At 71.3% G+C, this 20,518-nt stretch carries 13 protein-coding genes and 2 tRNA genes; 2 read left to right on the top strand and 13 right to left on the bottom strand.

The features are described from left to right. Nucleotides 1-9: 9 nt before the first annotated feature. The 6 genes from ABIQ69_RS06825 to ABIQ69_RS06800 all read right to left on the bottom strand — a co-directional run bounded on the left by ABIQ69_RS06825 (nt 10) and on the right by ABIQ69_RS06800 (nt 11,068). Complete coding sequence (locus ABIQ69_RS06825) at nt 10-5,346, bottom strand: Ig-like domain-containing protein (RefSeq protein WP_350349616.1); 5,337 nt, start codon at nt 5,344-5,346, stop codon at nt 10-12. Between the two features lie 124 nt (nt 5,347-5,470). After that, nucleotides 5,471-6,187, bottom strand: a complete 717-nt coding sequence (locus ABIQ69_RS06820; protein WP_350349615.1) for a hypothetical protein — start codon at nt 6,185-6,187, stop codon at nt 5,471-5,473. After that, complete coding sequence (locus ABIQ69_RS06815) at nt 6,175-7,830, bottom strand: serine/threonine-protein kinase (protein ID WP_350349614.1); 1,656 nt, start codon at nt 7,828-7,830, stop codon at nt 6,175-6,177. The genes ABIQ69_RS06820 and ABIQ69_RS06815 overlap by 13 nt, the downstream gene beginning before the upstream one ends. Before the next feature lies 1 nt (nt 7,831). After that, nucleotides 7,832-9,064: an FHA domain-containing protein gene (locus tag ABIQ69_RS06810; protein WP_350349613.1), complete on the bottom strand. Its 1,233-nt coding sequence runs from the start codon at nt 9,062-9,064 to the stop codon at nt 7,832-7,834. Continuing rightward, nucleotides 9,061-9,939 carry a protein phosphatase 2C domain-containing protein gene (locus ABIQ69_RS06805; RefSeq protein ID WP_350349612.1) on the bottom strand — a complete coding sequence of 293 codons (879 nt, stop codon included), beginning with the start codon at nt 9,937-9,939 and terminating at the stop codon, nt 9,061-9,063. The genes ABIQ69_RS06810 and ABIQ69_RS06805 overlap by 4 nt, the downstream gene beginning before the upstream one ends. An 88-nt stretch (nt 9,940-10,027) precedes the next feature. Continuing rightward, nucleotides 10,028-11,068, bottom strand: a complete 1,041-nt coding sequence (locus tag ABIQ69_RS06800; RefSeq protein WP_350349976.1) for a TerC family protein — start codon at nt 11,066-11,068, stop codon at nt 10,028-10,030. A gap of 212 nt (nt 11,069-11,280) precedes the next feature. On the opposite strand from ABIQ69_RS06800, the gene ABIQ69_RS06795 reads away from it, so the two are divergent. Continuing rightward, the gene (locus ABIQ69_RS06795; protein ID WP_350349611.1) at nt 11,281-11,997 is read left to right on the top strand and encodes a TIGR00645 family protein; all 717 of its coding nucleotides are present in this window, start codon (nt 11,281-11,283) and stop codon (nt 11,995-11,997) included. A gap of 154 nt (nt 11,998-12,151) precedes the next feature. On the opposite strand, the gene ABIQ69_RS06790 is transcribed toward ABIQ69_RS06795, so the two are convergent. Together ABIQ69_RS06790 and ABIQ69_RS06785 are read right to left on the bottom strand one after the other, a co-directional pair. After that, a tRNA-Glu gene (locus tag ABIQ69_RS06790) sits at nt 12,152-12,227 on the bottom strand. A 100-nt stretch (nt 12,228-12,327) separates the two neighbouring features. After that, nucleotides 12,328-13,230, bottom strand: a complete 903-nt coding sequence (locus ABIQ69_RS06785) for a diacylglycerol kinase family protein (RefSeq protein WP_350349610.1) — start codon at nt 13,228-13,230, stop codon at nt 12,328-12,330. Between the two features lie 93 nt (nt 13,231-13,323). Between ABIQ69_RS06785 and ABIQ69_RS06780 the strand changes: the two genes are divergently transcribed. Continuing rightward, nucleotides 13,324-13,968 carry an MBL fold metallo-hydrolase gene (locus tag ABIQ69_RS06780; protein ID WP_350349609.1) on the top strand — a complete coding sequence of 215 codons (645 nt, stop codon included), beginning with the start codon at nt 13,324-13,326 and terminating at the stop codon, nt 13,966-13,968. A 75-nt stretch (nt 13,969-14,043) separates the two neighbouring features. Here the strand turns inward: ABIQ69_RS06780 and ABIQ69_RS06775 are convergent, their stop codons facing one another. From ABIQ69_RS06775 to ABIQ69_RS06755, 5 genes are all read right to left on the bottom strand, one after another. Then, nucleotides 14,044-16,536: a transglycosylase domain-containing protein gene (locus ABIQ69_RS06775; protein WP_350349608.1), complete on the bottom strand. Its 2,493-nt coding sequence runs from the start codon at nt 16,534-16,536 to the stop codon at nt 14,044-14,046. Nucleotides 16,537-16,627: 91 nt separating this feature from the next. Further along, on the bottom strand, nt 16,628-17,605 hold the full coding sequence (locus ABIQ69_RS06770; protein WP_350349607.1) for a hypothetical protein: 978 nt from the start codon (nt 17,603-17,605) through the stop codon (nt 16,628-16,630). A 199-nt stretch (nt 17,606-17,804) separates the two neighbouring features. Beyond that, a tRNA-Gln gene (locus tag ABIQ69_RS06765) sits at nt 17,805-17,876 on the bottom strand. Nucleotides 17,877-17,951: 75 nt separating this feature from the next. Beyond that, complete coding sequence (gene gltX, locus ABIQ69_RS06760; protein ID WP_350349606.1) at nt 17,952-19,469, bottom strand: glutamate--tRNA ligase; 1,518 nt, start codon at nt 19,467-19,469, stop codon at nt 17,952-17,954. Next, the gene (locus tag ABIQ69_RS06755) at nt 19,462-20,445 is read right to left on the bottom strand and encodes a LysR family transcriptional regulator (RefSeq protein ID WP_350349605.1); all 984 of its coding nucleotides are present in this window, start codon (nt 20,443-20,445) and stop codon (nt 19,462-19,464) included. The genes gltX and ABIQ69_RS06755 overlap by 8 nt, the downstream gene beginning before the upstream one ends. Between the last annotated feature and the right edge of the window lie 73 nt (nt 20,446-20,518).

Raw genomic sequence — 20,518 nt, 5'->3', positions numbered from 1 at the left:
GCCGAGGGATCACCAGTAGTCTCTGATGCCGTTCACCTCGGCCCAGCCCGAGTCGCCGCAGAAGCTCTGCGGGTTGCCACCGCTCCACCCGCCGACGTACCGGCCGTTGCCGTTGCCGTCGAGGTTGATCGTGTAGCGACCGCTCAGCGTGGTCGAGTTGCAGCCCGGGACGACGGTGACCTGTCCGGACCCGCGGAAGTTCTCGACCTGGACGTCGAAGAACCAACACGTGCCGTTGCAGTTGCCGTACTGACCGTGGTACGGCCCCATGGCCGGCCCCTTGCGCACGGTGACGCTCGGCTGGGGCGGCGGCGGGTTGCTCACGCTGACGTTCCTCGACGCGACGCCGCTCACGTTTCCGCCGCCGTTGATCGCGCGGACCTCCATGGTGAACGTGCCGGCCCCGACATTGCTCCAGGACGTCGATGTACCACTGACGTCGCGCCACGTGTTGTTGTGGCCGACCAGTCGCGCCTGGTATCGGATGCCGCCGCCGCCCGTGTCTTCGGGCACCACCCAGCTGCCCGTAACGGTCGTCGGGGCGGTGCCGCTCGCGCTCGCCTGCGGGCTGCGCGGTGGTGTGGGGGTACCCCACGGGGTCACAGGGTTGGACGCTCGGGATACGGCGGATTCCCCGATGGCGTTGATCGCCGTGACGGTGAACGAGTACTCCGTCCCGTTCCTGAGCGAACCGATCGTCTGGTTCCTCCCGGCGGCGTCGGCGCCGAAGGGCTTCTCACCGCCGGCCCATCGGACGACATAACCCGTGATCGGCGAGTTGTTGTTCGCCGGCGCGTTCCATCTCACGACCGCGCTGCCGTCGCCGGCCGTCGCCGTCGGCGCCCCGGGCGCGTCCGGGGCCGCCCGCACGACCACATTCACGTACCCCTGCGTCTGCCGGGCCGGGTCCTTCGTGCCGTCTTCGATGCGGTAGATGACCGTGAGGTTGCCCGTGAACGCCGACCCGGTGCGCACCGTCAGGTTCTCGCTCGTGAAGCTCACGCTCGCGCCGGCACCGACGCTCTGCTGGGCGATTTCGGCGGCGACGACCCTCAGCGGCACGCCGTCCTGCTCGAACGGGTTGAAGTCGTTCGAGAGCACGTCGACGACCTGACTGTCGCTCCGCGTCATCTCGATCTGGCCCGTGTTCGGGTCGTCCACCGCGCGCGGCATCGCACGAGTGGAGGAGACCACCTTCACGTCCACGTACCCGGGCACCGTGAACTCGTTGAACTTCAGCGCGAATGACAGGCGCGTGGCGGTGCCGGGCTGCACGCCGAGCGGCGCGGACACGCGCAGGGTCGCCCCGTCGACGATGTCGGCGGAGATGTCGGCGGTCTCGCCGGAGAGGTTCGTGTACGAGACCTTCTCGATGTTCTCTTTGTTCGGCTGATCGGTCGAGGCGCGCAGGTCGATCTCGAGCGGCGCCTCGCCGGCCTCGATGGTCTCGTTGACCGGCGTGAACGTGGGCGCCACGTCGTTGAAGCCGGGGTCGCCTACGGTGATCGGCAGGCTGAGGATCGCGCGCCGGCCCACGGGGTCGTCGGGGCCGTCGCCGTCGGTGACCTCGAAGGTGAGCGTCGCCGGCCCGCGGTAATCGCGCGCGGGCTCGAACTGCAGCTCCGTGCCGCTCACGAACGACGACGACCGGGCGTTCGTGGCGCTCGCGGACAGGATGGTGGCGGGCTGACCGGACGGCACCTCGACGAGGTCGTCGACGCTCCACTCGATGCGGCCGTTCATCGGCACCACGATCTCGCCAAGCGACTTGAGGTGCGGCGCGGGGAACTTCGCCCGCTCCTCAGCGGCGAGCTCTTCCGGGGTCTTCGGACGCTGGGTCTCTTCAGGCACCTCGTCGCCGCCCGGCGCGGGCGGCACGATGACGAAGGCCATCGCCGACAGCTCGTCGAGCTCGTTCGTGAGGCGGAATGCGACCGCGTACCGTTCGCGGCGCGGCTCGACCTCGATCGTGCCGTCGGACGCGAGCTCGGCGAGGTCGGCGTTCGGGCCCTCGAGCGAGACGACGAGGTCTTCGACCAGACCGCCCGGGTTCGTGGCATCCTTCAGCGGGTCGACGACGACGGACTCACCGCCGACGACCTGCTCGGGCTCGATGATCTGGTCTTCCGCGGTGGGCGGCGGGACGATCGCGTCCTCGCTCACGGCGATCTGCAGGAACGCGGTGTCGGTACCGCCGCGGCCATTGGAGATCTGGTAGCGGACGGTGTACCCACCCTCGGCCTCGGGCGCCGTCACGACGACGCGGCGCCGGTCGCGGATCTCGGCCTCGATGCCCTCGTCGACCTCGGGCAGGTCGGCGACGTGCAACTGGAAGCCGCTCGGGTCGGAGTCGTTCAGCAGCACCTCGACGCCCGCGGTGCGGCCGGGCTTCATCTCGATGGTGTCGTCGACCGCCTTCGGCGGCAGCTGCACCTCCGGCCGCGGGATGACGCCGATCCGGATGGTGCCCTCGGCGGTCTTGCCGAACGTGTCGCGGACCTCGTACGAGAACGTGTCGGTGCCGGCGGCGCCCGGGAACGCCTCGTACGTGAGCGACGTGCTCGTGCGCTCGACGATGCGGCCGAGGGCCGGCGCCGACGCGATGCCGGTGAGCACGACCGAGTCGCCGTCGGGGTCGATGCCGTCGAGCGGCACGTCGATCTTCACGGTCGACCCGGCGAAGGTGCGGGACGTGAGCGGGGTCGGCAGCGGCGCCCGGTTCTCGGCGTCGCGGCCGATCACGTTGAACGTCACGGTGGCGCGCGCGATCTGCTCGAAGTCGTCGGTGACCGTGTAGACGACGGTCTTCACCCCGGGCGAGGAGGGCGCCTGGAAGCGCAGCGTCTCGTCGTCGATGAAGGCGATGCCGCCCTCGGCCCCCGACTGGTCGAGCTCGGGCAGCAGATGCATCGTCGAGGCATCCGGGTGGTAGTCGTTCGCGAGCACCGGGACGCTGACGATGTCGCCCGCGCGCACGACGGCGGCATCGTCGAGGGCGACGGGCGGCTGGTGCTTGACGAGCGGCGGCACCGGCACGACGGTGACCGTGGCGGTCGAGGAGTTCACGCCGTCTGACACGGTGTACTCGAACTCGAGCTGGCGGTCGAGCGCCTCCGAGGCGCTCACGCGGGCGACGGTGTTCGTGATGAGCTCGACGGAGACGAGGCCCTCGGTGGCGGTGTCGTCGATCGACTGCACCGCGAGGACCCGGCCCGACGGCGAGACGTCGTTCGCGAGCACGGAGACCGACGTCGGCTCGCCGGGTCGGAGGAAGGCGGTGTCCTTCACGGCGATCGGCGCCGGCGTCTCGGACGGCGGTTCGACCACCTGCACCCGCACGAGTCCGACGCTGACGTTCGCTCCCGCGCCGAGGTCGTACAGGAAGATGTACTCCCCGACCTGGTTGCTCGTGAACGCGAGGGTTCCGCGCTCGGGGTTCGGCGTGACGGTGGCGCCGTCCGGCGTTTCCTGCACGCCGAGCAGCTGCAGCGGCGCGCCGGAGGGCGAGAGGTCGTTTTCGAGGGGCTCGATCACGGTCGTCTCGCCGACGAACGTCTGCGCGTAGTCGGGTGTGCCGACGGGGTTCAGGGAGCCGGCGGGCTTCACGTCGACCGTGAAGGTGCCCGTGCTCGCGGCCTGCCCGTCGGAGATCGTGTACGCGACCTCCTTGAGCCCGAGCTCGGCGGACTTGTGCTCGAAGGTGACGAACCCGTCGGGGCTGAACCGCACGACATCGCCGCCGGTCGGGGAGGCGTCGACGAGGAACAGGTCGTCGCCGTCGGGGTCGTTCCAGTCGGCGAGCAGGTTGTACGAGATGTGCTGGCCCTGCTCGACGCTCACGGCGCCGTTGCGGAGCGCGATGGGCGCCTGGTTCTCGGTGTCGGGGACGACGCGCAGGTTCACGGATGCCTCGGCGACGCCGCCCCGGCCGTCGTCGGCGGTGTAGCGGAAGCTCAGCGTGCCGGCCGCACCCTCGGCGGGCGTGTACTGCAGCGCGCGCCCACCGTCGATGACGTCGATGCGGCCTGCGCCCTCGGGCACGCCGTTGGTCGCGGCGATGGTGAGCACGTCGCCGTCGGGGTCGGTGTCGTTCTCGAGCACCTCGACGATGGTGGTGCGGTCGGGCCGGACGCCGTAGTCGTCGTCGCGGGCGACGGGCGGCCGGTTCTGGTCGGTGCGCTCGGCAAGGGTGTCCTCGAAGGTCTGCTGCGAGCTCTTCTCCTCGCCCTCGAGCTCCTCGGTCTCCTCCGGCGGCGTCACCTCCTCCCAGTTGTCGACGAGACGCAGGTCGGAGTCGACGAGCCAGGCGTCGCCGTTGGCGAGGTTGTTCAGCACGATCACGTCGCGGTTCACGCGGAACTCGAGCCGCCCGCCGACGGTCGACTGCTCGAGGTCGACGCCGCGAGGCTCCTGCCCCTCGCAGGCCGCGAGGTAGCGGCCGGCCTCGGCCCAGGCCCCGTGCAGGCAGTCGCCGAGCCGGACAGGTGCGGCGACGCTCTCGGCGTCCTCATCGGCGCCCGCGACGCCGTCGTGCGGGATCTCGCGGATGTCGCCGCCGCCGAGCGGCACCTCGAGCAGCCCGGTGGCCGTCGCGACGACGGCGGTGGATGCCTCCGGCCCGGACTGCTGCAGTCGGAGCGCCGCCTCGGGCAGCTCGATGCGACGGTCGCCCACGCGCAGCGCGTCGGCGTCGAAGTCGAGCACGACGGGCTGCTCGCCGACCGCGGCGAGCTCGTGCCGGCCGAGCTTGCCGACCTCGACGGGCTCGGTCTCGTCCGCTCCGCGGACGAGCTTCAGCACCACGCCGTCATCGGGCGAGCTGGCGAACACCGTGCCCTCGCTGCTGACCGCGAGGTCGCCCTCGCCGTCGACCTCGGCGACGGGGTCGGTGCCACGCCAGTCGAAGGCGAGCTCCCCGCCCGCGTCGATCGTCCACAGCTCGCCCTTGGGCGAGAGCACCGCGAGGACGTCGCCGCCGTAGGCGATGGTCGACGCGGGCGGCACGTCGATGCGTTCGACGAGCGTCGTGAACGAGGCATCCACCCGCTCGACGGCGCCGGCCGCAGCGTCGTAGAGGAAGACGTCCTCGCCGTGCTGGAACACGTCGGTCTCGCTCGCGGCCGTCGCGACGGCCGCGTCGAGCTCCTCGATCTGCCGGTTCAGCCGGCCCGCGAGGAGGTCTTGCGCGTTGGTCACCCAGACGTCGCGCACCCGCAGGTCGGGGTCGGTGACCGGGAAGCCCTGGTGCAGCAATGCGAACGTGACGGGCACGCCGGCGAGCACCGCGATCGCCGCAGTGGTGGCGATCGGCTTGCGCCGGCGGAGGAGCGACGCGAACGTGCTCATGCAACTCCCCAGGTCGGCGTTCGTCGTGGATACGTCCGGGCAGGCGGCAGGCGGGTCCCGGCGGGCATCAACCTAACACGCGAGCGGAAGGCCCCCAAACGGGGAGGACTCCCCATGTCGCCCGTCAGGACGCGTCGTCGGCAGTGTTCGCGGCGTCGAGCAGCGGCAGGTCGTCGGCGCTGACCAGCCGGGTCGCGACGGCGTACTCGACGAGCCTGGTGCGGCGGTTCGTCGCGAGCTTCCCGCGTCCGCCGCGGAGGCCCTGCACGCCGATGCGGTCGAGCTTCTCGCACACGTTGTCGAGCTTGCGGTTGAAGGTCGTCATGCTCCAGCCGAGGCGCTGGGCGGCCTCGGCGGAGGAGGGCACCGTGGCCCGGCCGGCGGCGTGCTGGACGAGCACCGGCTCGGCGAGCGCGAGCACGAGCAGCCGCTGCCCGGCCGTCAACGTGACGGGCATGATCGTCGTGCCCGTGCCGGCCTCGGTCGTCGTGAGCGAGGTCGCATACAGATCGGTCTCGGCGTGGATCGCGAAGTCGTACGTCGTCGACCCGGCGCTGAACATGACGTGCATGGTCTGGAACACGATCGGCAGGCGGGCGCCCGGGGCGAGCCAGGCCTGCACTCCCCCGGTGGCGTCGGAGACGGTCGCCGACAGCAGCTGGCCCACGTTGTGCAGCCACCAGAGCCCGTGCTCGGCCCTGAGAGTGAGGAAGGTGCGGTGCAGGTACGGGTTCTCGTCGATGACGAGGTCGGACTCGCGGCCGATGCCGAACGGGCGGTCGGGGTCGACGGTGTACCACTCGCCGCAGAACTCCACTTTCAGCGGGGTCATGGCGTGCATCCCCGCTGCTCGGGCGACGTCTTCGTGCCGCGCTGCACCTGCACGTCGACGCAGACCGACTGGCCCGGGGCGAGGCCCGTCACGACGATCTCGGACCCGTCGGTGACCTGCGTGTCGCCGATACCGTCGGCACGTCGCCACCGGTACCGGTCGCCCTCCTCGGCGTCCTCGTGCGTGACGGCGAACGTGGCGCTCGTGCCGTCGGCCGACTTCACGCCGGCAGCCACCTCGGCGACCGGCACCTGTTCGCCGGAGATCGCGTCCTCGGTCTCCGCGCCCTCGGTCGCCGGCACGTCGGGCGGAGTCGTCGTGAGCGAGGTCGCGACGGCGATGCCGACCACGGCGAGCACGATCGCACCGGCGACGCCGCCGATGATCGCGCCCACCGGCGTCCGGCGACGAGGCGCCGGCGCGGCCGGCTGCTGCGCGGGGTCGGGCTTCGTGCGGACGACCGTCTCGTCGGTGATGCCGGGATGCTCGTCGGCCCGCTCACCCGGCCGGCGCACGACCGTGCGCTCGTCGACGGGCGCCGACGCGCCCTGCGCGTCGATCCGCTGCGGGGCACGATGCCTGGTGGCGTCGGGATCGGCGGCCGGAGCGGCCGCTCTGCCCGCCTGCGGCCCCTGGGCGTGCACGCTCTGCACCGTGCGGGCTCGGGTCTCGTCCGCGTCGGCAGGAGCGCCGGGTCCATCGGGCGCGCCGCGCTCGATGGGCGCCTCCGCGAGGTTCGGCACCTCGATCGTCGTGGCCGCGTACCCGAGTTCCAGCTCGACGCGCTGCAACGCGCGGGCGAAGTCGACAGCGCTCGCGTACCGGTCCTCGGGCCGCATGGCCATGCCGGTCCGGAGCACCTCGACGAGGCTGCGCGGCAGGTCGGGCCGGTTCAGCGGCGTGATCGCGCCCCGCTCGATCCGGCCGATGAGGTCGAGCGAGCCGTTCGGGCGCCCGGGCACCTCGAAGGGGCTGCGACCGGCAAGCAGGGTGTGCACCGTCGCGGCGAGCGAGAAGACGTCGCTGCGGACGTCCGCCCGGGCCTCGTCGTCGAACAGCTCGGGCGGCGACCACGGCACGCTCATGCCGACCGCCGACTGACCCGTCCCGGTCGAATCGCCGCCGCCGCGCGTGAACGTCATGGTGTGCATCGGCAGCTCGCCCTCGAGATTGCTCGAGATGCCGAAGTCGGTGAGGGCGGGCCATCCGTAGGCGTTGGTCAGCACGTTCGCGGGCTTGATGTCGCGGTGCAGGATGCCGGCGCTGTGCGCGGTCGCGACCGCGCCCGCGATGCGGATGCCGGTGCGGAGCGCCTGCTCGGCGCCGAACGGCGCCTGCTTCAGCTGTGCTGCGAGGCTGGGCCCCGGGCAGTACTCCATCACGAAGTACGGCCGGCCGTCGGCCGAGACGTCGGCGTGGAAGATCGTGACGATGTACGGATGCGCCGACAGCTGGGCCATGAGGTTCGCCTCGGCGACGAACTGCGCCCGGGTGTCACGGGTGAGGTCGTCGGCGAGCAGCACCTTCACCGCCACCTGGCGGCGGGGCAGGCGCTGCTCGTAGAGGAACACGTCGGCGAAGCCGCCGGAGCCGAGCAGGCTCACATGGCGGTATCCCGGCAGCTCGGGAGGTGGCGCGGAGGCGCGACGCATGTCAGTCGCCCTCCACGGTGACGGCCCAGCCGCCGCCGAGGTCGATCACGGTGCCGACGAGCACGGGGGTCTCCTCGCCGGCACGCAGGCGAACGGGCGCGCGGCCCGGCTGGATCACCGTGGTGCCGTTGCGGGAGTTCAGGTCGGTGACGACCACGGTGCCGCCGTGCAGACCGACCTTGACGTGGCTGCGCGAGATGTCGGGGTCGCCGGCGCCGATGGTCACGAGCCGCGGCAGGCGCCCGCCGACCGTTCGGCCGACGCCGGGCGAGCGCCCGAGCACGATCTCGCCGGTGAGCGGCTCGCTCGTCTCACCGGGCAGCGCGAGGCGGAGGCTCGGCGCAGGAGCGGCGGCCTCGCCGGCCGCGCGGTCGCCGCCACGGGCCCGCTCGCGCTTCAACCGCTGGATCGCATCGAGGGCGATGGTGCCGTCCTCCGCGTCGTCGGGGCCCGAGGCGGTGAGCGCCGTGGGACGCGGCACGACGATCGTGCGGTCTTCGACCTCGTCGTCGACCACGGGCTCGTCGGCCGGCGCGATCGTCTGCTCGGGGATGACCGTCGCCTCCGACGCCACCCGCGGTGCGGGCGGCGAGGCGGGTGCGGGCGGTGCGGGCGGGCCGCTCGGCGCCTGCACGACCGTCGCCTCGTCGGTCGCGGTCTCGTCGGCCGCCGCCTCGTCGGCGGGTCGGCCGTCGGCGGGCGCGACGCCGGTTCCCGTGCCGGCATCGCCCAGGGGCACGGCGTCCGTCGCCGGAGCGACGACCCCTGACGTCGATGCCTCGGCCGAGGCATCCGCATCGCCGGCAGACGCGAGCGCCTCGCCGAGACGCACCGCGGATGCCGCGACGACGGCCTCCTCGGCCGGCCACGCGTGCGTGCCGCCCGTGCGCGCGAAGGGCGCCAGGATCTCGAGGCCGTCGGCGGCGACGATGCGTTCGGTCCAGGTCGACACCCGCGCGCCGCTCACGACCTCGTCGCCGCAGCGCACGCGGAACCCGCCGCGCACGACGATCCGCACCTCGCCGTCGCCGGCAGGCACCGCGAGCGCGAAGGGCGGGGCGTCGGCGAGCCCGGCGCGGGTCACGAGACCGAGGACCGTCGCCACCGGGTCGGTGGTCGCGACCGCCTCCCAGTACTCCGGCTGACCGAACACGTCGGCCTGGCCGGCGAGCACGCGTCCGGCACGCACGACGGCGACCCACTTCCCGGTCGGATCGGGCACGTACACCGTCATGCGGCACCTCCGTCGCGCGGCAGGGTCTGCTCGGGATCGGCCTCCGCGTCGGCCCGATCGCGTGTGGTCTCGTCGTCGACATCCTCAGGACGGCCGATCTCCGACTCCACGACGACGACCGTCACGTTGTCGCGACCGCCCCGTTCGAGCGCCGCGGCGAGCAATTCATCGGCGCGTCCGCCCTCGGCGAGGATATGCGCGAGCTCGTCGACGTCGACTTCCTTGGTCAGGCCGTCGGAGCACAGCAGGAAGGCCTGGCGCCCGGTGGCGGGCAGGATCCAGACGTCGGGCTCGGCGTACTCGTCGGCGCCGAGTGCGCGCGTGATGACGTTCCGCTCCGGGTGCCGCTCGGCGTCCGCCGGGTCGATGAGCCCGGCGTCGACGAGCTCCTGCACCGCGGAGTGGTCGACGCTCACCTGCCGGAGCCGGCGGCCGTCCCAGGAGTACACGCGCGAGTCGCCGACGTTGAACGCCATCCACTTCAGGCCCTGGCCGGCGCCCGCGTCGACCAGCGCGACGCCCGCGAGGGTGGTGCCGGCGACCGCCACCCCTTCGTCGCCCGCATCGCTCAGCGCCCGCACCGCGTCGTTCGCCGAGTGGATCGCGTCGAGCACCTGCTCGGGTGTGGACGCCGTTCCCGCGGTCAGGTGACGGCGGAACGTCTCGACGACCGCGCGGCTCGCGGCGTCGCCTCGCGCGTGCCCGCCCATGCCGTCGGCGACCAGGTAGACGGGGGCGTCGGCGAGGTAGGAGTCTTCATTCACCTGCCGCACCCGGCCGACGTCGGTCGCCGCACTGTGCGCGACGACCGCGTCCGCGGCGCCCGCCTCGGCGCTGCCCGCGTACGCGACCGTCTCCTTGCCGTCAGCAGACACGTCCCACCTCGATGCATCCGTTCACGGGCAGCCGCCCGGGCCCCGCACCGGGGCCGGTTGACAACGCTAGCAAGCCGGAGGCCGGCGTTCAGCCCTCGCGCGACGACGCGTCGTCGGTGAAGTGCGGCACCTCGTCCATCAGCTTGTGGCCGCGCTGACGCGAGTCGCGGCGCGCCTTGATGAGGCTCGCGATCGTCGCCACCGCCATCGCGGCGAGGATGACGCCGAGGGACATCCACGTCGAGATCTCGGGCGCCCACTCGATGTGCTCGCCGTTGTTGATGAACGGCAGCTCGTTCACGTGCATGGCGTGCAGCACGAGCTTCACCCCGATGAACGCCAGGATGAACGCGATGCCGTACTTCAGGTACTCCAGGCGCTCGAGTAGGCCGCCGAGGAGGAAGTAGAGCTGGCGGAGACCCATGAGGGCGAACACGTTGGCCGTGAACACGATGAACGGGCTCTGCGTGATGCCGAAGATCGCGGGGATCGAGTCGAGCGCGAACAGCAGGTCGGTGGTGCCGATCGCGACGAAGACGATGAGCATCGGCGTGAAGAACCGCTTGCCGTCGATCGTGGTGCGAAGCTTCACCCCGTCGTACTCGTCGGTGAGGCTGACGCGCTTGCGGAGCATCCGGACGACGAACGTCTCGGAGTCCTCGTCTTCATGGTCGCCGCGCACCTGCTGGATGGCCGTCCACACGAGCCAGGCGCCGAAGATGTAGAAGATCCAGCTGAAGTTCTCGATGAGCGAGGCGCCGAGCAGGATGAAGATGCCTCGGAGCACCAGCGCGATGATGATGCCCACCATGAGCACCTCCTGCTGCAGCTTCCGCGGCACCGAGAACCTCGCCATGATGATGACGAACACGAACAGGTTGTCGATCGACAGGCTGTACTCGGTGAGCCAGCCGGCGAGGAACTGCCCGCCGTGCTCGGCGTCGCCGAGGAGGAACATCAGCCCCGCGAAGATCAGCGCGAGCACCACGTAGAAGACGACCCACAGGGTCGACTCCTTGAACGACGGCACGTGCGGGCGCTTCAGCACGAGGAGCAGGTCGCCCACGAGGATGAGCGTGAGGACGATCAGGGATCCGATTTCGAACCAGGCGGGGAGCTCGAGCAACAGGCGGCCTTCCGGGAGATGAGATGGGTCAGATGAGGCCGAAAGTCTCTCCCGGTCGCACCGACGGTGCGCCTCCACGCCCGGAGCGGCGTCTGCGGCGCTCGTACTGACGATCGTGGCCCGGGACTTTCGCCCCGCGGGATACTCCCCTTCGCTCCCGGGAGTCTATCGGATGCCCCGCCCTAGGCTGGAGTCCCGCATCCAGAAGGAGACCCGTGAGCGCCAAGACGACGCCCCCGCCCCATCCCCCGACGACGACGTACCGCACCGCCCCCTGGTCGCGCGCCGTCGGCGGACTCATCTTCACCAGCCGCTGGCTGCAGGCTCCCCTCTATCTCGGCCTCATCCTGGCGCAGGCGATCTACGTGGTGGTCTTCGTCATCGAGCTTTGGCATCTCGCCGAGGGGGTCATCGCCCACCCCGAGGACATCGACGAGGCCGACATCATGCTGGCCGTCCTCGGGCTGATCGACGTCGTCATGATCGCGAACCTGCTCATCATGGTCATCATCGGCGGCTACGAGACGTTCGTGTCGCGGATCCAGGTCGACGGACACCCCGACCAGCCCGAATGGCTGAGCCACGTGAACGCCAACGTGCTGAAGGTCAAGCTCGCGATGGCGATCATCGGCATCTCGTCGATCCACCTCCTGAAGACCTTCATCGAGGTCGGCGACATGAGGGGCGGCGTCGCGGCCGGCACGGAGACCGGTCAGGACTACACGTGGGACGGCGTGCTGTGGCAGGTCGTCATCCACTCGGTGTTCATCCTGAGCGCGCTCGCGCTCGCCCTCATCGACCGCATGTCGTACCACAAGGTGTCGCCGCACGAGGTGCACGACGGCGTGCCGGTCGCGTATCCGAACGCCCGCCAGGGCCTCGGCGAGGTCGAGCCCGAGCCGGCCGCCGTCGGAGGCGCTCGCGCCGAGTGAGGTGCGAGGCGCCGGGTCGGATGCCTCGGCTCGGCGCCTCCTCCGATCTCGGCGACGAGCGGCCGGAACCGACGCACCGCCCCGGAAACGACGAACCGCCCCGGAAACGACGAACGCCCTCGCTTTCGCGAGGGCGTTCCGCCGTGTTGCCGAGTGGTGACCCCAGCGGGATTTGAACCCGCGCTACCGCCGTGAGAGGGCGGCGTCCTAGGCCGCTAAACGATGGGGCCGTGTGTCTCGGAATCTCGTTCCGTGTTCCGGCAACTCGAAGAGTATGACACACCTTTCGGGGCGTTTCCAAATCGAGGCGGCACCCGCGGCCGGCCCGGTTCAGGCGAACACGGAGAGCGCCCCCGGCACGACCTCGACGTCGACCGGGAGGGTCCCGATCCGCTCGCCGTCGGCGTACGCGACGACATCGGATGCCTCGATCCGCACGGTCCGGGCTCGCACGAACTCGACCGCGGGATGCTCGACGTGGGTGCCGGAATACACCTTCGGGAAGACCGCGAGCAGCCCCGCACGGCTCAGCGGATGCACGATGAACACGTCGAGCAGGCCGTCGGCCAGGTCGGCCTGCGGCACGATGCGCATGCCGCCGCCGAGCGACGGGTTGTTCGCCACCGAGACGAGCATGGCGCGCTGCTCGCGGCGGACGCCGTCGATGGTGATGACGTACTCGCGCGGCCGGAACGTCGCGAGCTCTCGGAGCAGGGCGAGGGTGTACCGGCTCGGTCCGCGGGGCCGGATCATCCGGTTCGCGCGCTCGTTCACGACCGCGTCGAAGCCGGCGGAGAGCACCGCGGCGTACCAGGTGGTGTGCGCACCGTGCCGGACCCTCGCCGCATCGATCGCCTGCGGCGGGTGCCGGAGCGCCTCGACGAGCGCCTCCGTGCCGAGCGCGGGGTCGTCGAACGGCAGGCCGAGCCCGCGGGCGAGATCGTTGCCGGTACCCGCGGCGACGATGCCGAGCGGCACGCCGGTGCCCGCGAGCAGATTGACACCGAGCGAGACCATGCCGTCGCCGCCGACGACCACGACCCCGTCGGTGCCCTGCGCGACGGCCTGCTCGGCCTCGCGCCGGAGTAGTTCGACGTTCGCCTCGCGCAGCATCGTCACCTCGTACCCGACGCGGAGCAGCCGGTCGACCACGGCGGGCCCGACGTCGAGGTTCCGGCCGAAGGCCGCAGCGGGGTTCACGGCGACGAGCAGTCGCGCGGGGGGTCGGGTCACTCTGCGATTCTGGCAGCACCCCGGCGCGGAGCACGACGCGGGCCGCAATGCACCCGCTTGCGCGGTCGGCATCGGCTCGTGTTGGCTCGGAGGATGCGATTGACCAAGCTCGAGCACGCGGCCCTCATCATCGAGAACTCCGGGTCGCGCCTGTTCATCGATCCGGGCAAGTTCACCACGCCGATCACCGAGGCCGCCGGCGCCGTCGCCGTCGTCATCACGCACGAGCACGACGACCACTGGACACCGGAACAGCTCGCCCGCATCGCCGACCTGAATCCCGAGCTGCGGGTCTTCGGTCCGCCGGGAGTGGTCCGCGCGGCGGCCGAGCAGGGTGTCGCCGTCGAGGAGGTGCACGCCGGCGACACGGTCGAGGTCGCGCCGTTCCGGCTGCGGTTCTTCGGCGGCCGGCACGCCGTCATCCACGCCTCGATCCCGGTGGTCGACAACCTCGGCGTGCTCGTCGACGAACGCCTCTACTACGCGGGCGATTCGTTCACGGTGCCGGAGGACGTCGAGGTCGAGGTGCTCGCCGCTCCGGCCGGAGCACCGTGGATGAAGATCTCGGAGGCGATGGACTACGTCGTCGAGGTGGCGCCGAAGCGCGCCTTCCCGACGCACGAGATGATGCTCTCGCGCGCGGGGAAGGAGTCCTCGAACGCCCGGCTGAAGTGGGCGACCGAGCAGGGCGGGGGCGAGTACTTCGCGCTCGAGCCGGGCGACACGCTCGACTTCTGATCGCGACGGGTCGGTCGCCCCGTCGCGGCGAATGACAACGAGGGATGCCCCGCCCGGGGCATCCCTCGTTCATCATCAGCCGCCTCGGCCTCCGCCGCCTCCGCGACCGCCGCCGTCATCGCGGCCGCCGCCCGGCCCGCCGTCGCCCTGGCCGTCACCGCCGCCGCCATCGGGGCCGGGCCCGCCTCCCCCGCCGTCAGCGGGCGGCTCGGCAGGCGGAAGCTGTTCGCCGTCGCCCGTGTCAGCGGGTTCTGTCGTCTCCGGAGCCGGTTCGGTGGTGGGCGGCGGCCCGCCGGGGCGCGCGACCACGGGCCCCGGACCGAGTTCGGAGAAGCCGTCGCCGCCGTACTTGGCCGCGGCCACCGACATCACGGTCGGGAACATCCGGTGCCTCGCCTGTGCGGCCTGCCCGCTGTCGAAGTAGATGCCGCGCTGGTTGGCCTCGCCCGTGACGCTCACCACGGCGGCCGCCGTGGCGACTCGCGTGCTCGCTCCGACCATCCAGGTGTCCTTCGCGCCGTCGGTCGTGCCGGTCTTGCCGATGAGTGGTACGGAGGGCACGGTGTTGGCCGCCGACGTCTGGCCGGTGCCGCTCGTCATCACGCGGCGGAGGCCGTAGTGCATCCCCGCGGCCACCTCGGGCGCCACCGCCTGCGTACAGGTGGTCTGCGGCCGCGCGATCTCCTCGCCGTCGCGGCCGACGATACGGTCGATCGCCACCGGCGAGCACGAGACGCCGTTGTTCGCGATGCCGGCGAACGCGATGGCCATGCTGAGCGGGGCGACCTCGTTGATGCCGAGCACGGCCGACGGATAGTGCACGAGCGGGTCGCCGTCGGCCCGATGCACCCCGAAGGCCTCGGCGGTGCTCGCGATGCCGCACTGGTCGAGCAGCTTCGCCATGCCGAGGAATCCGGTGTTGATCGAGCCGATCGTGGACTCCAGCGCCGTGTAGTTCGCCCCTGGCTCGTTCGCGTCGTTGCGCGGGTTCCAGCCGGGTTCTGCGAACTGCGTTCCCTGGCAGCTGTCGCGGAACGCGCCCCAGTTGCTCTTCCGACGCGAGTCGACCCGCTCGTTCAGGCCGTGCCCCTCGGCGAGCCACTGCGCGAGCGTGAAGACCTTGTAGCTCGAACCCGGCTGGAAGCCGCTCGATCCGCCGTAGTCGTAGTCGGTGTTGTAGTTGATGCCGGTGAACTCGGGCCGGCCGGCGACGACCGCGGGGTCCTGGCTGTAGTTCTTATTCTGCGCCATGGCGAGGACGCGGCCGGTGCCAACCTCCACGCTCGAGATCACGCCGCCGACATCCCAGCCGGGGTAGGTCTGCGGCACGTTCTCGGCGATGGCGCGCTCGGCGGCGGCCTGCAGGTCGAGGTCGAGCGTCGTATACACATCGAATCCGCCGCGGCGGAAGTTGAGGAATCGCTCCTCGGGGTCGTCGCCGAACGCGGGGTCGTTCTCGAGGATGTGGGTGACGTAATCGCAGAAGTACGCCGAACCGCCCGCGGTCTGGCACCCGGTGCTCGGCTCCTGGATCACGGGCTGCACGGGCGTCGCGACGGCCTCGTCGTACTGCGCCTGCGTGATCTTCTTGAACTCGAGCATGCGGTCGAGGATGTAGTTGCGCCGCGCGAGGTTCGCCGCATACCCGTTCGCCGCGCCGTTCTCGGCGTCGTCGGGCTTGTCGAGCTGGAACTTCACCGGGTTGTTCACGATCGCCACGAGCGATGCGGCCTGCGCGAGCGTGAGGTTCGCGGCGGTCGTGGAGAAGTAGTAGTTCGCGGCCGCCTCGATGCCGTACACCGTGCCGCCGAACCCCGCGATGTTCAGGTACCCGAGCAGGATCTCGTCTTTGGTGTAGCGCTTCTCGACGCCGATCGCGAGCCGCATCTCCTTGAGCTTGCGGTCGATCGTCGTCTCGGTGGCGCTGTCGTAGCAGGCGAGCTTCTCCTCCTCGATGAGCGCGAACCGCTCGTCGGGGGTGAGGGCCGCGCGTTCCTCCTCGGTGAGGTCTTCGAGCGCGACGGTCGCGGCCTCGCGCTCGCATTCCTGCACGCGCACGTTCTTCACGTACTGCTGCGCGATGGATGACCCGCCCTGCGTCTCCCGTCCCGTCGCGGTGGTCACGGCGGCGCGGATGGTGCCCTGCAGGTCGATGCCGCCGTGGTCGTAGTACCTCGGGTCCTCGCCGGCGACCGCGGCATCTTTCACGAACTGGCTGACCTGGTCCCAGCCCACGTTGATGCGGTTCTGGTCGTAGAACGACGCGAGGTGCACGGGCGTGCCGTCGCTCGCGGTGGCGTAGATGTCGCTCTTCTCCGACAGCTCGCCGATCTCGAGGTACCCGGGAAGGTTCTCGAACATGCCGATGGTGCTGGAGGCGGTGACCCCGACCAGCGACAGCGCCGGCGCCGCCGCGGTCGCGACGAGCGCGCCGGCCGCGGCGCTCGCGAGCACCATGCCGAGGAACCCGCCGAGGACGCCCAGCGGCGTCCGCGTCTCCTCGAAGTCGCGACTGCGCTTGTTCCGGCCGAGCGGGGCGGATGCCCCGTCGTCGAGGTCATGGTCCATGGCGACACCACCCCCCATTCGCGTTACGTGGTTCCATGCAAGCGCAGCGGGCCGGAGTTGTCCAGCCGCGGCGCGGGGGCTTGCGCGGTGCTCAGGATCGCCCGTGTGACGCCGGTTCGCGCGTGGGCGACGGGGGCTGCGGCATCCGCCTCACCGTCCCGAAGCGCTCCGCGAGCGGCACGAGCACGAGGGGCCGCGCGAGGAACCAGCCGGCGACGAGCACGACGACCGACCCAGCGAACACGACGAACCCGATCCAGTCGTCGGCGTCGCGCGCGGCGTACATGTGGTTGAGGTTGCGCAGCATCCCCGTCGTGAGCACCAGCACGACGTGCACGAACGTGAACAGCAGGAAGAACAGCATCGTCGGGTAGTGCACGGCTCTGGCCACGCGCTCGCTCGGCAGGCGCGACCAGCGCCCCTGCATCGGCCAGACCGGCGAGAGCCGGAGGCCCGTCACGATCGCGACCGGCGACGCGATGAAGACCACCGCGAAGTACGCCAGCACCTGCGCGTCGTTGTACGACACCCACGAGTTCTCCACCGGCCACTCGAGCGAGAGGTACTGCAGCACGACCGAGATCGAGTTCGGCACGACCGACCAGTCGGTGGGCACGATGCGGAGCCACTGCCCCGTCGCGAAGAGCAGCACGACGTAGACGACGCCGTTCAGCACCCACAGCGCGTCGACCGTGAGGTGCAGCCACACCGAGATGCCGAGCCGCCTGGGCGTGCCGGCGGTGCGCGGGAACCGGGTATTGTCGCGCGTCCAGAACGCCGGCGGCCGCTGCTTCGAGCGGACGAGGAGGCCGGTGCGCACGATCATCACCAGGAAGAAGGCGTTGAAGAAGTGCTGCCAGCCGAGCCAGGCCGGCAGGCCCACCGGTGTGCCCTCCGGGACGTCGCTGTGGCCCGGGTACGTCTCGATGAAGTCCTGAACGGCGGCCACGCCCCGCAGGGCACGCGCGACGAGCACGGCGCCGGCGAGCAGCACGAGGGCGCCCGCGACGTACCAGAGCAGCCGCTTCCACGAGACATCCGCGAACACGGAACGAGAGGGCGACGGCACGCCCTCAGCGTGACAAACGGCGACGACGGATGCAACTCGGGCGGGGCCTGCGCGACGCAGGGTGACGATCGGGGCCGTGGCACCGGAGGACGGCCGCCCGATGGGGCGCAGCCAACCCGTGCAGGCCGGGGTCGTCTGAGACCCGGCGGTGGGGTGCCTGACACGCGAAAACCCCCGCCTGAGCGGGGGTTCTTCAACGCTGGGGTACCTGGACTCGAACCAAGAACAACTGAACCAGAATCAGCCGTGTTGCCAATTACACCATACCCCAATGGCCTGAAACCGCGGTCTCGGGCCGAGAAGCTACTCTAGCCGACGATCGAGCAGCCTCCAAACCGAGCGACCGTCAGCGCCCGAGGCGCGCTGCGAGGCCGTCGAGGCGCGCGAGCGAGTCGACCTTGCCGAGGATCTGCATCGACTCGAACAGCGGCGGCGAGACGCGCCGGCCGGAGATCGCGACGCGCACGGGGCCGAACGCGACCCGCGGCTTGAGGCCGAGGCCGTCGACGAGCGCGCCGCGGAGCGCCTCCTCGATCTCGGCAGTGGCCCAAGCCTCGGCGGGGAGGCGGTCGAGCGCCTCGCGGGCCGCTGCGACGACCTCGCCGGCGTTGTCGGGCAGCGAGCCGACGGCGTCGTCGTCGAGGGTGAGGCCCGAGGCATCCGTGAACAGGAAGCCGAGCATGCCGGGCGCCTCGCCGAGCAGCGCGATGCGCTCCTGCACGAGCGGCGCGGCCTCGGCGAGGACCGCCTCCTGCGCGGGCGTGATCGGGGTCGACACGGCGCCGGCGGCCTGGAGGTAGGGCACCGTGCGGGCGGCGAAGTCGCTCGCGTCGAGGAGTCGGATGTGGTCGCCGTTGATCGCCTCCGCCTTCTTCAGGTCGAAGCGGGCGGGGTTCGGGTTCACGTTCGCCACGTCGAAGGCGGCGACGAGCTCGTCGCGGCTGAACACGTCGCGGTCGGCCGAGAAGCCCCACCCGAGGAGGGAGAGGTAGTTGAGCAGCCCCTCAGGGATGAAGCCGCGGTCGCGGTGGTGGAACAGGTTCGACTCGGGGTCGCGCTTGGAGAGCTTCTTGTTCCCCTCCCCCATGACGTACGGCAGGTGGCCGAAGCGCGGCACGAAGGTGGTGACTCCGATGTCGATGAGCGCGTGGTACAGCGCGATCTGCCGGGGCGTCGAGGAGAGGAGGTCTTCGCCGCGGAGCACGTGCGTGATGCCCATGAGCGCGTCGTCGACGGGGTTCACGAGCGTGTACAGCGGGGCGCCGTTCGGGCGCACGAGCACGAAATCGGTCGTCGAGCCGACGGGGAAGTCGATGCGTCCGCGGACGAGGTCGTCGAAGCCCAGGTCGACATCGGGCACCCGGAGCCGCAGCGCGGGCTCGCGACCCTCGGCACGGAAGGCGGCGCGCTGCTCGTCGGTGAGGTCGCGGTCGAAGTTGTCGTAGCCGAGCTGCTTGGGCCGGCCCGCGGCCTCGTTGCGGGCATCGATCTCCTCGGCGGTCGAGAAGCTCTCGTAGAGGTGGCCGGCGGCCTTCAGCCGCGCGATGACGTCGGCGTAGATCTCACCGCGCTGCGACTGGCGGTAGGGTTCGTGCGGTCCGCCGATGCCGATGCCCTCGTCCCAGTCGAGGCCGAGCCAGGTGAGCGCGTCGAGGATCTGCTCGTAGCTCTCCTCGCTGTCGCGCGCGGCGTCGGTGTCTTCGATGCGGAACACGAAGGTGCCGCCCGTGTGGCGCGCGTACGCCCAGTTGAAGAGGGCCGTGCGCACCAGCCCGACGTGCGGGGTGCCGGTGGGCGACGGGCAGAAGCGCACACGGATGTCGCTTCCGGTGGCGGTGGTCGTGGGGTGGGCCGTGTCAGACATCGTCGTCCATGCTACCGAGGTGATCCGGGGGCCCGCCGACGGGTGCGAGCGCCGTCAGCGCGGCGAGTGCGGCGGCGACGGCGGGCACGCGCTCGCCCCCTCGCGCGGTCACGAGGTGCAGCGAGCGGACGTCCTCTCGAGCCGTCGGGCGCACCACGACGCCCGGGTTCCGCGGCGTCGCCTGCAGCGCGAGCCCCGGCAGCAGCGCCACCCCGAGCCCTTGGGCGACCATGCCCTCGACGGCGACGAAGTTGTCGGTCTCGAACGCGATGCGCGGCGCGAAGCCCGCGGCAGCGGCGAGCTCCAGCAGATGGCCCCGGCAGCGGGGGCATCCCGCGATCCACGGCTCCGCCGCCAGCCGCTCGAGCGGCACGTCCGCGAGGTCGGCGAGCGGATGCCCCGCCGGCAGCACCAAGCGGATCGGCTCCGCCCCGTAGTCGCGCACGGCGAGCCCCCTCGCGCTCGCCCGGTGCGGGTCGTCGCGGTCGCCGGGATAGCTGAACGTGATGGCGAGGTCGGCGCGGTTACGGCGCACGGCGTCGACCGCCTCGGGGGGCTCCGCCTCGACGTAGGTGATCGCCACACCGGGATGGCTCGCCCCGAGCGTCGCGATGAGCCGGGGCACGAGCGTCGGCGATGCCGACGGGAAGGCCACGAGCCGGAGACGCCCGGTGCGGAGGCCTTGCAGTTCGGCGAGCTCGCCCGCGGCCGCTTCGAGCGAGGTGGTGACGCCGCGCGCGTGCCGGGCGAGGACGCGCCCGGCTTCGGTGAGCCGGATGCCCCGCCCCGCACGCTCCACGAGGGCCACGCCCGTGCGCTGCTCGAACCGGCGCACCTGCTGGCTCACGGCCGGCTGGCTATAGCCGAGCGCGGTCGCGGCCGCGGTGAGCGAGCCGTGCTCGGCCACGGCGTGCACGATGCGCACGGTCTGCAGATCGATGGCCGCGGCGAGGCGTTCGGTGGAGGCATCCGTCATGCGCGAATCATAACCTCTGCCTATCTCTTGCATTGAACACCTGCCGTTGTCGAATGAGTCGAGCGCTTCGAGA

Source organism: Agromyces sp. G08B096, from assembly GCF_040267705.1.
In the GTDB taxonomy this organism is placed as follows: domain Bacteria; phylum Actinomycetota; class Actinomycetes; order Actinomycetales; family Microbacteriaceae; genus Agromyces.
This window is presented reverse-complemented; position numbering and strand designations above follow the sequence as displayed.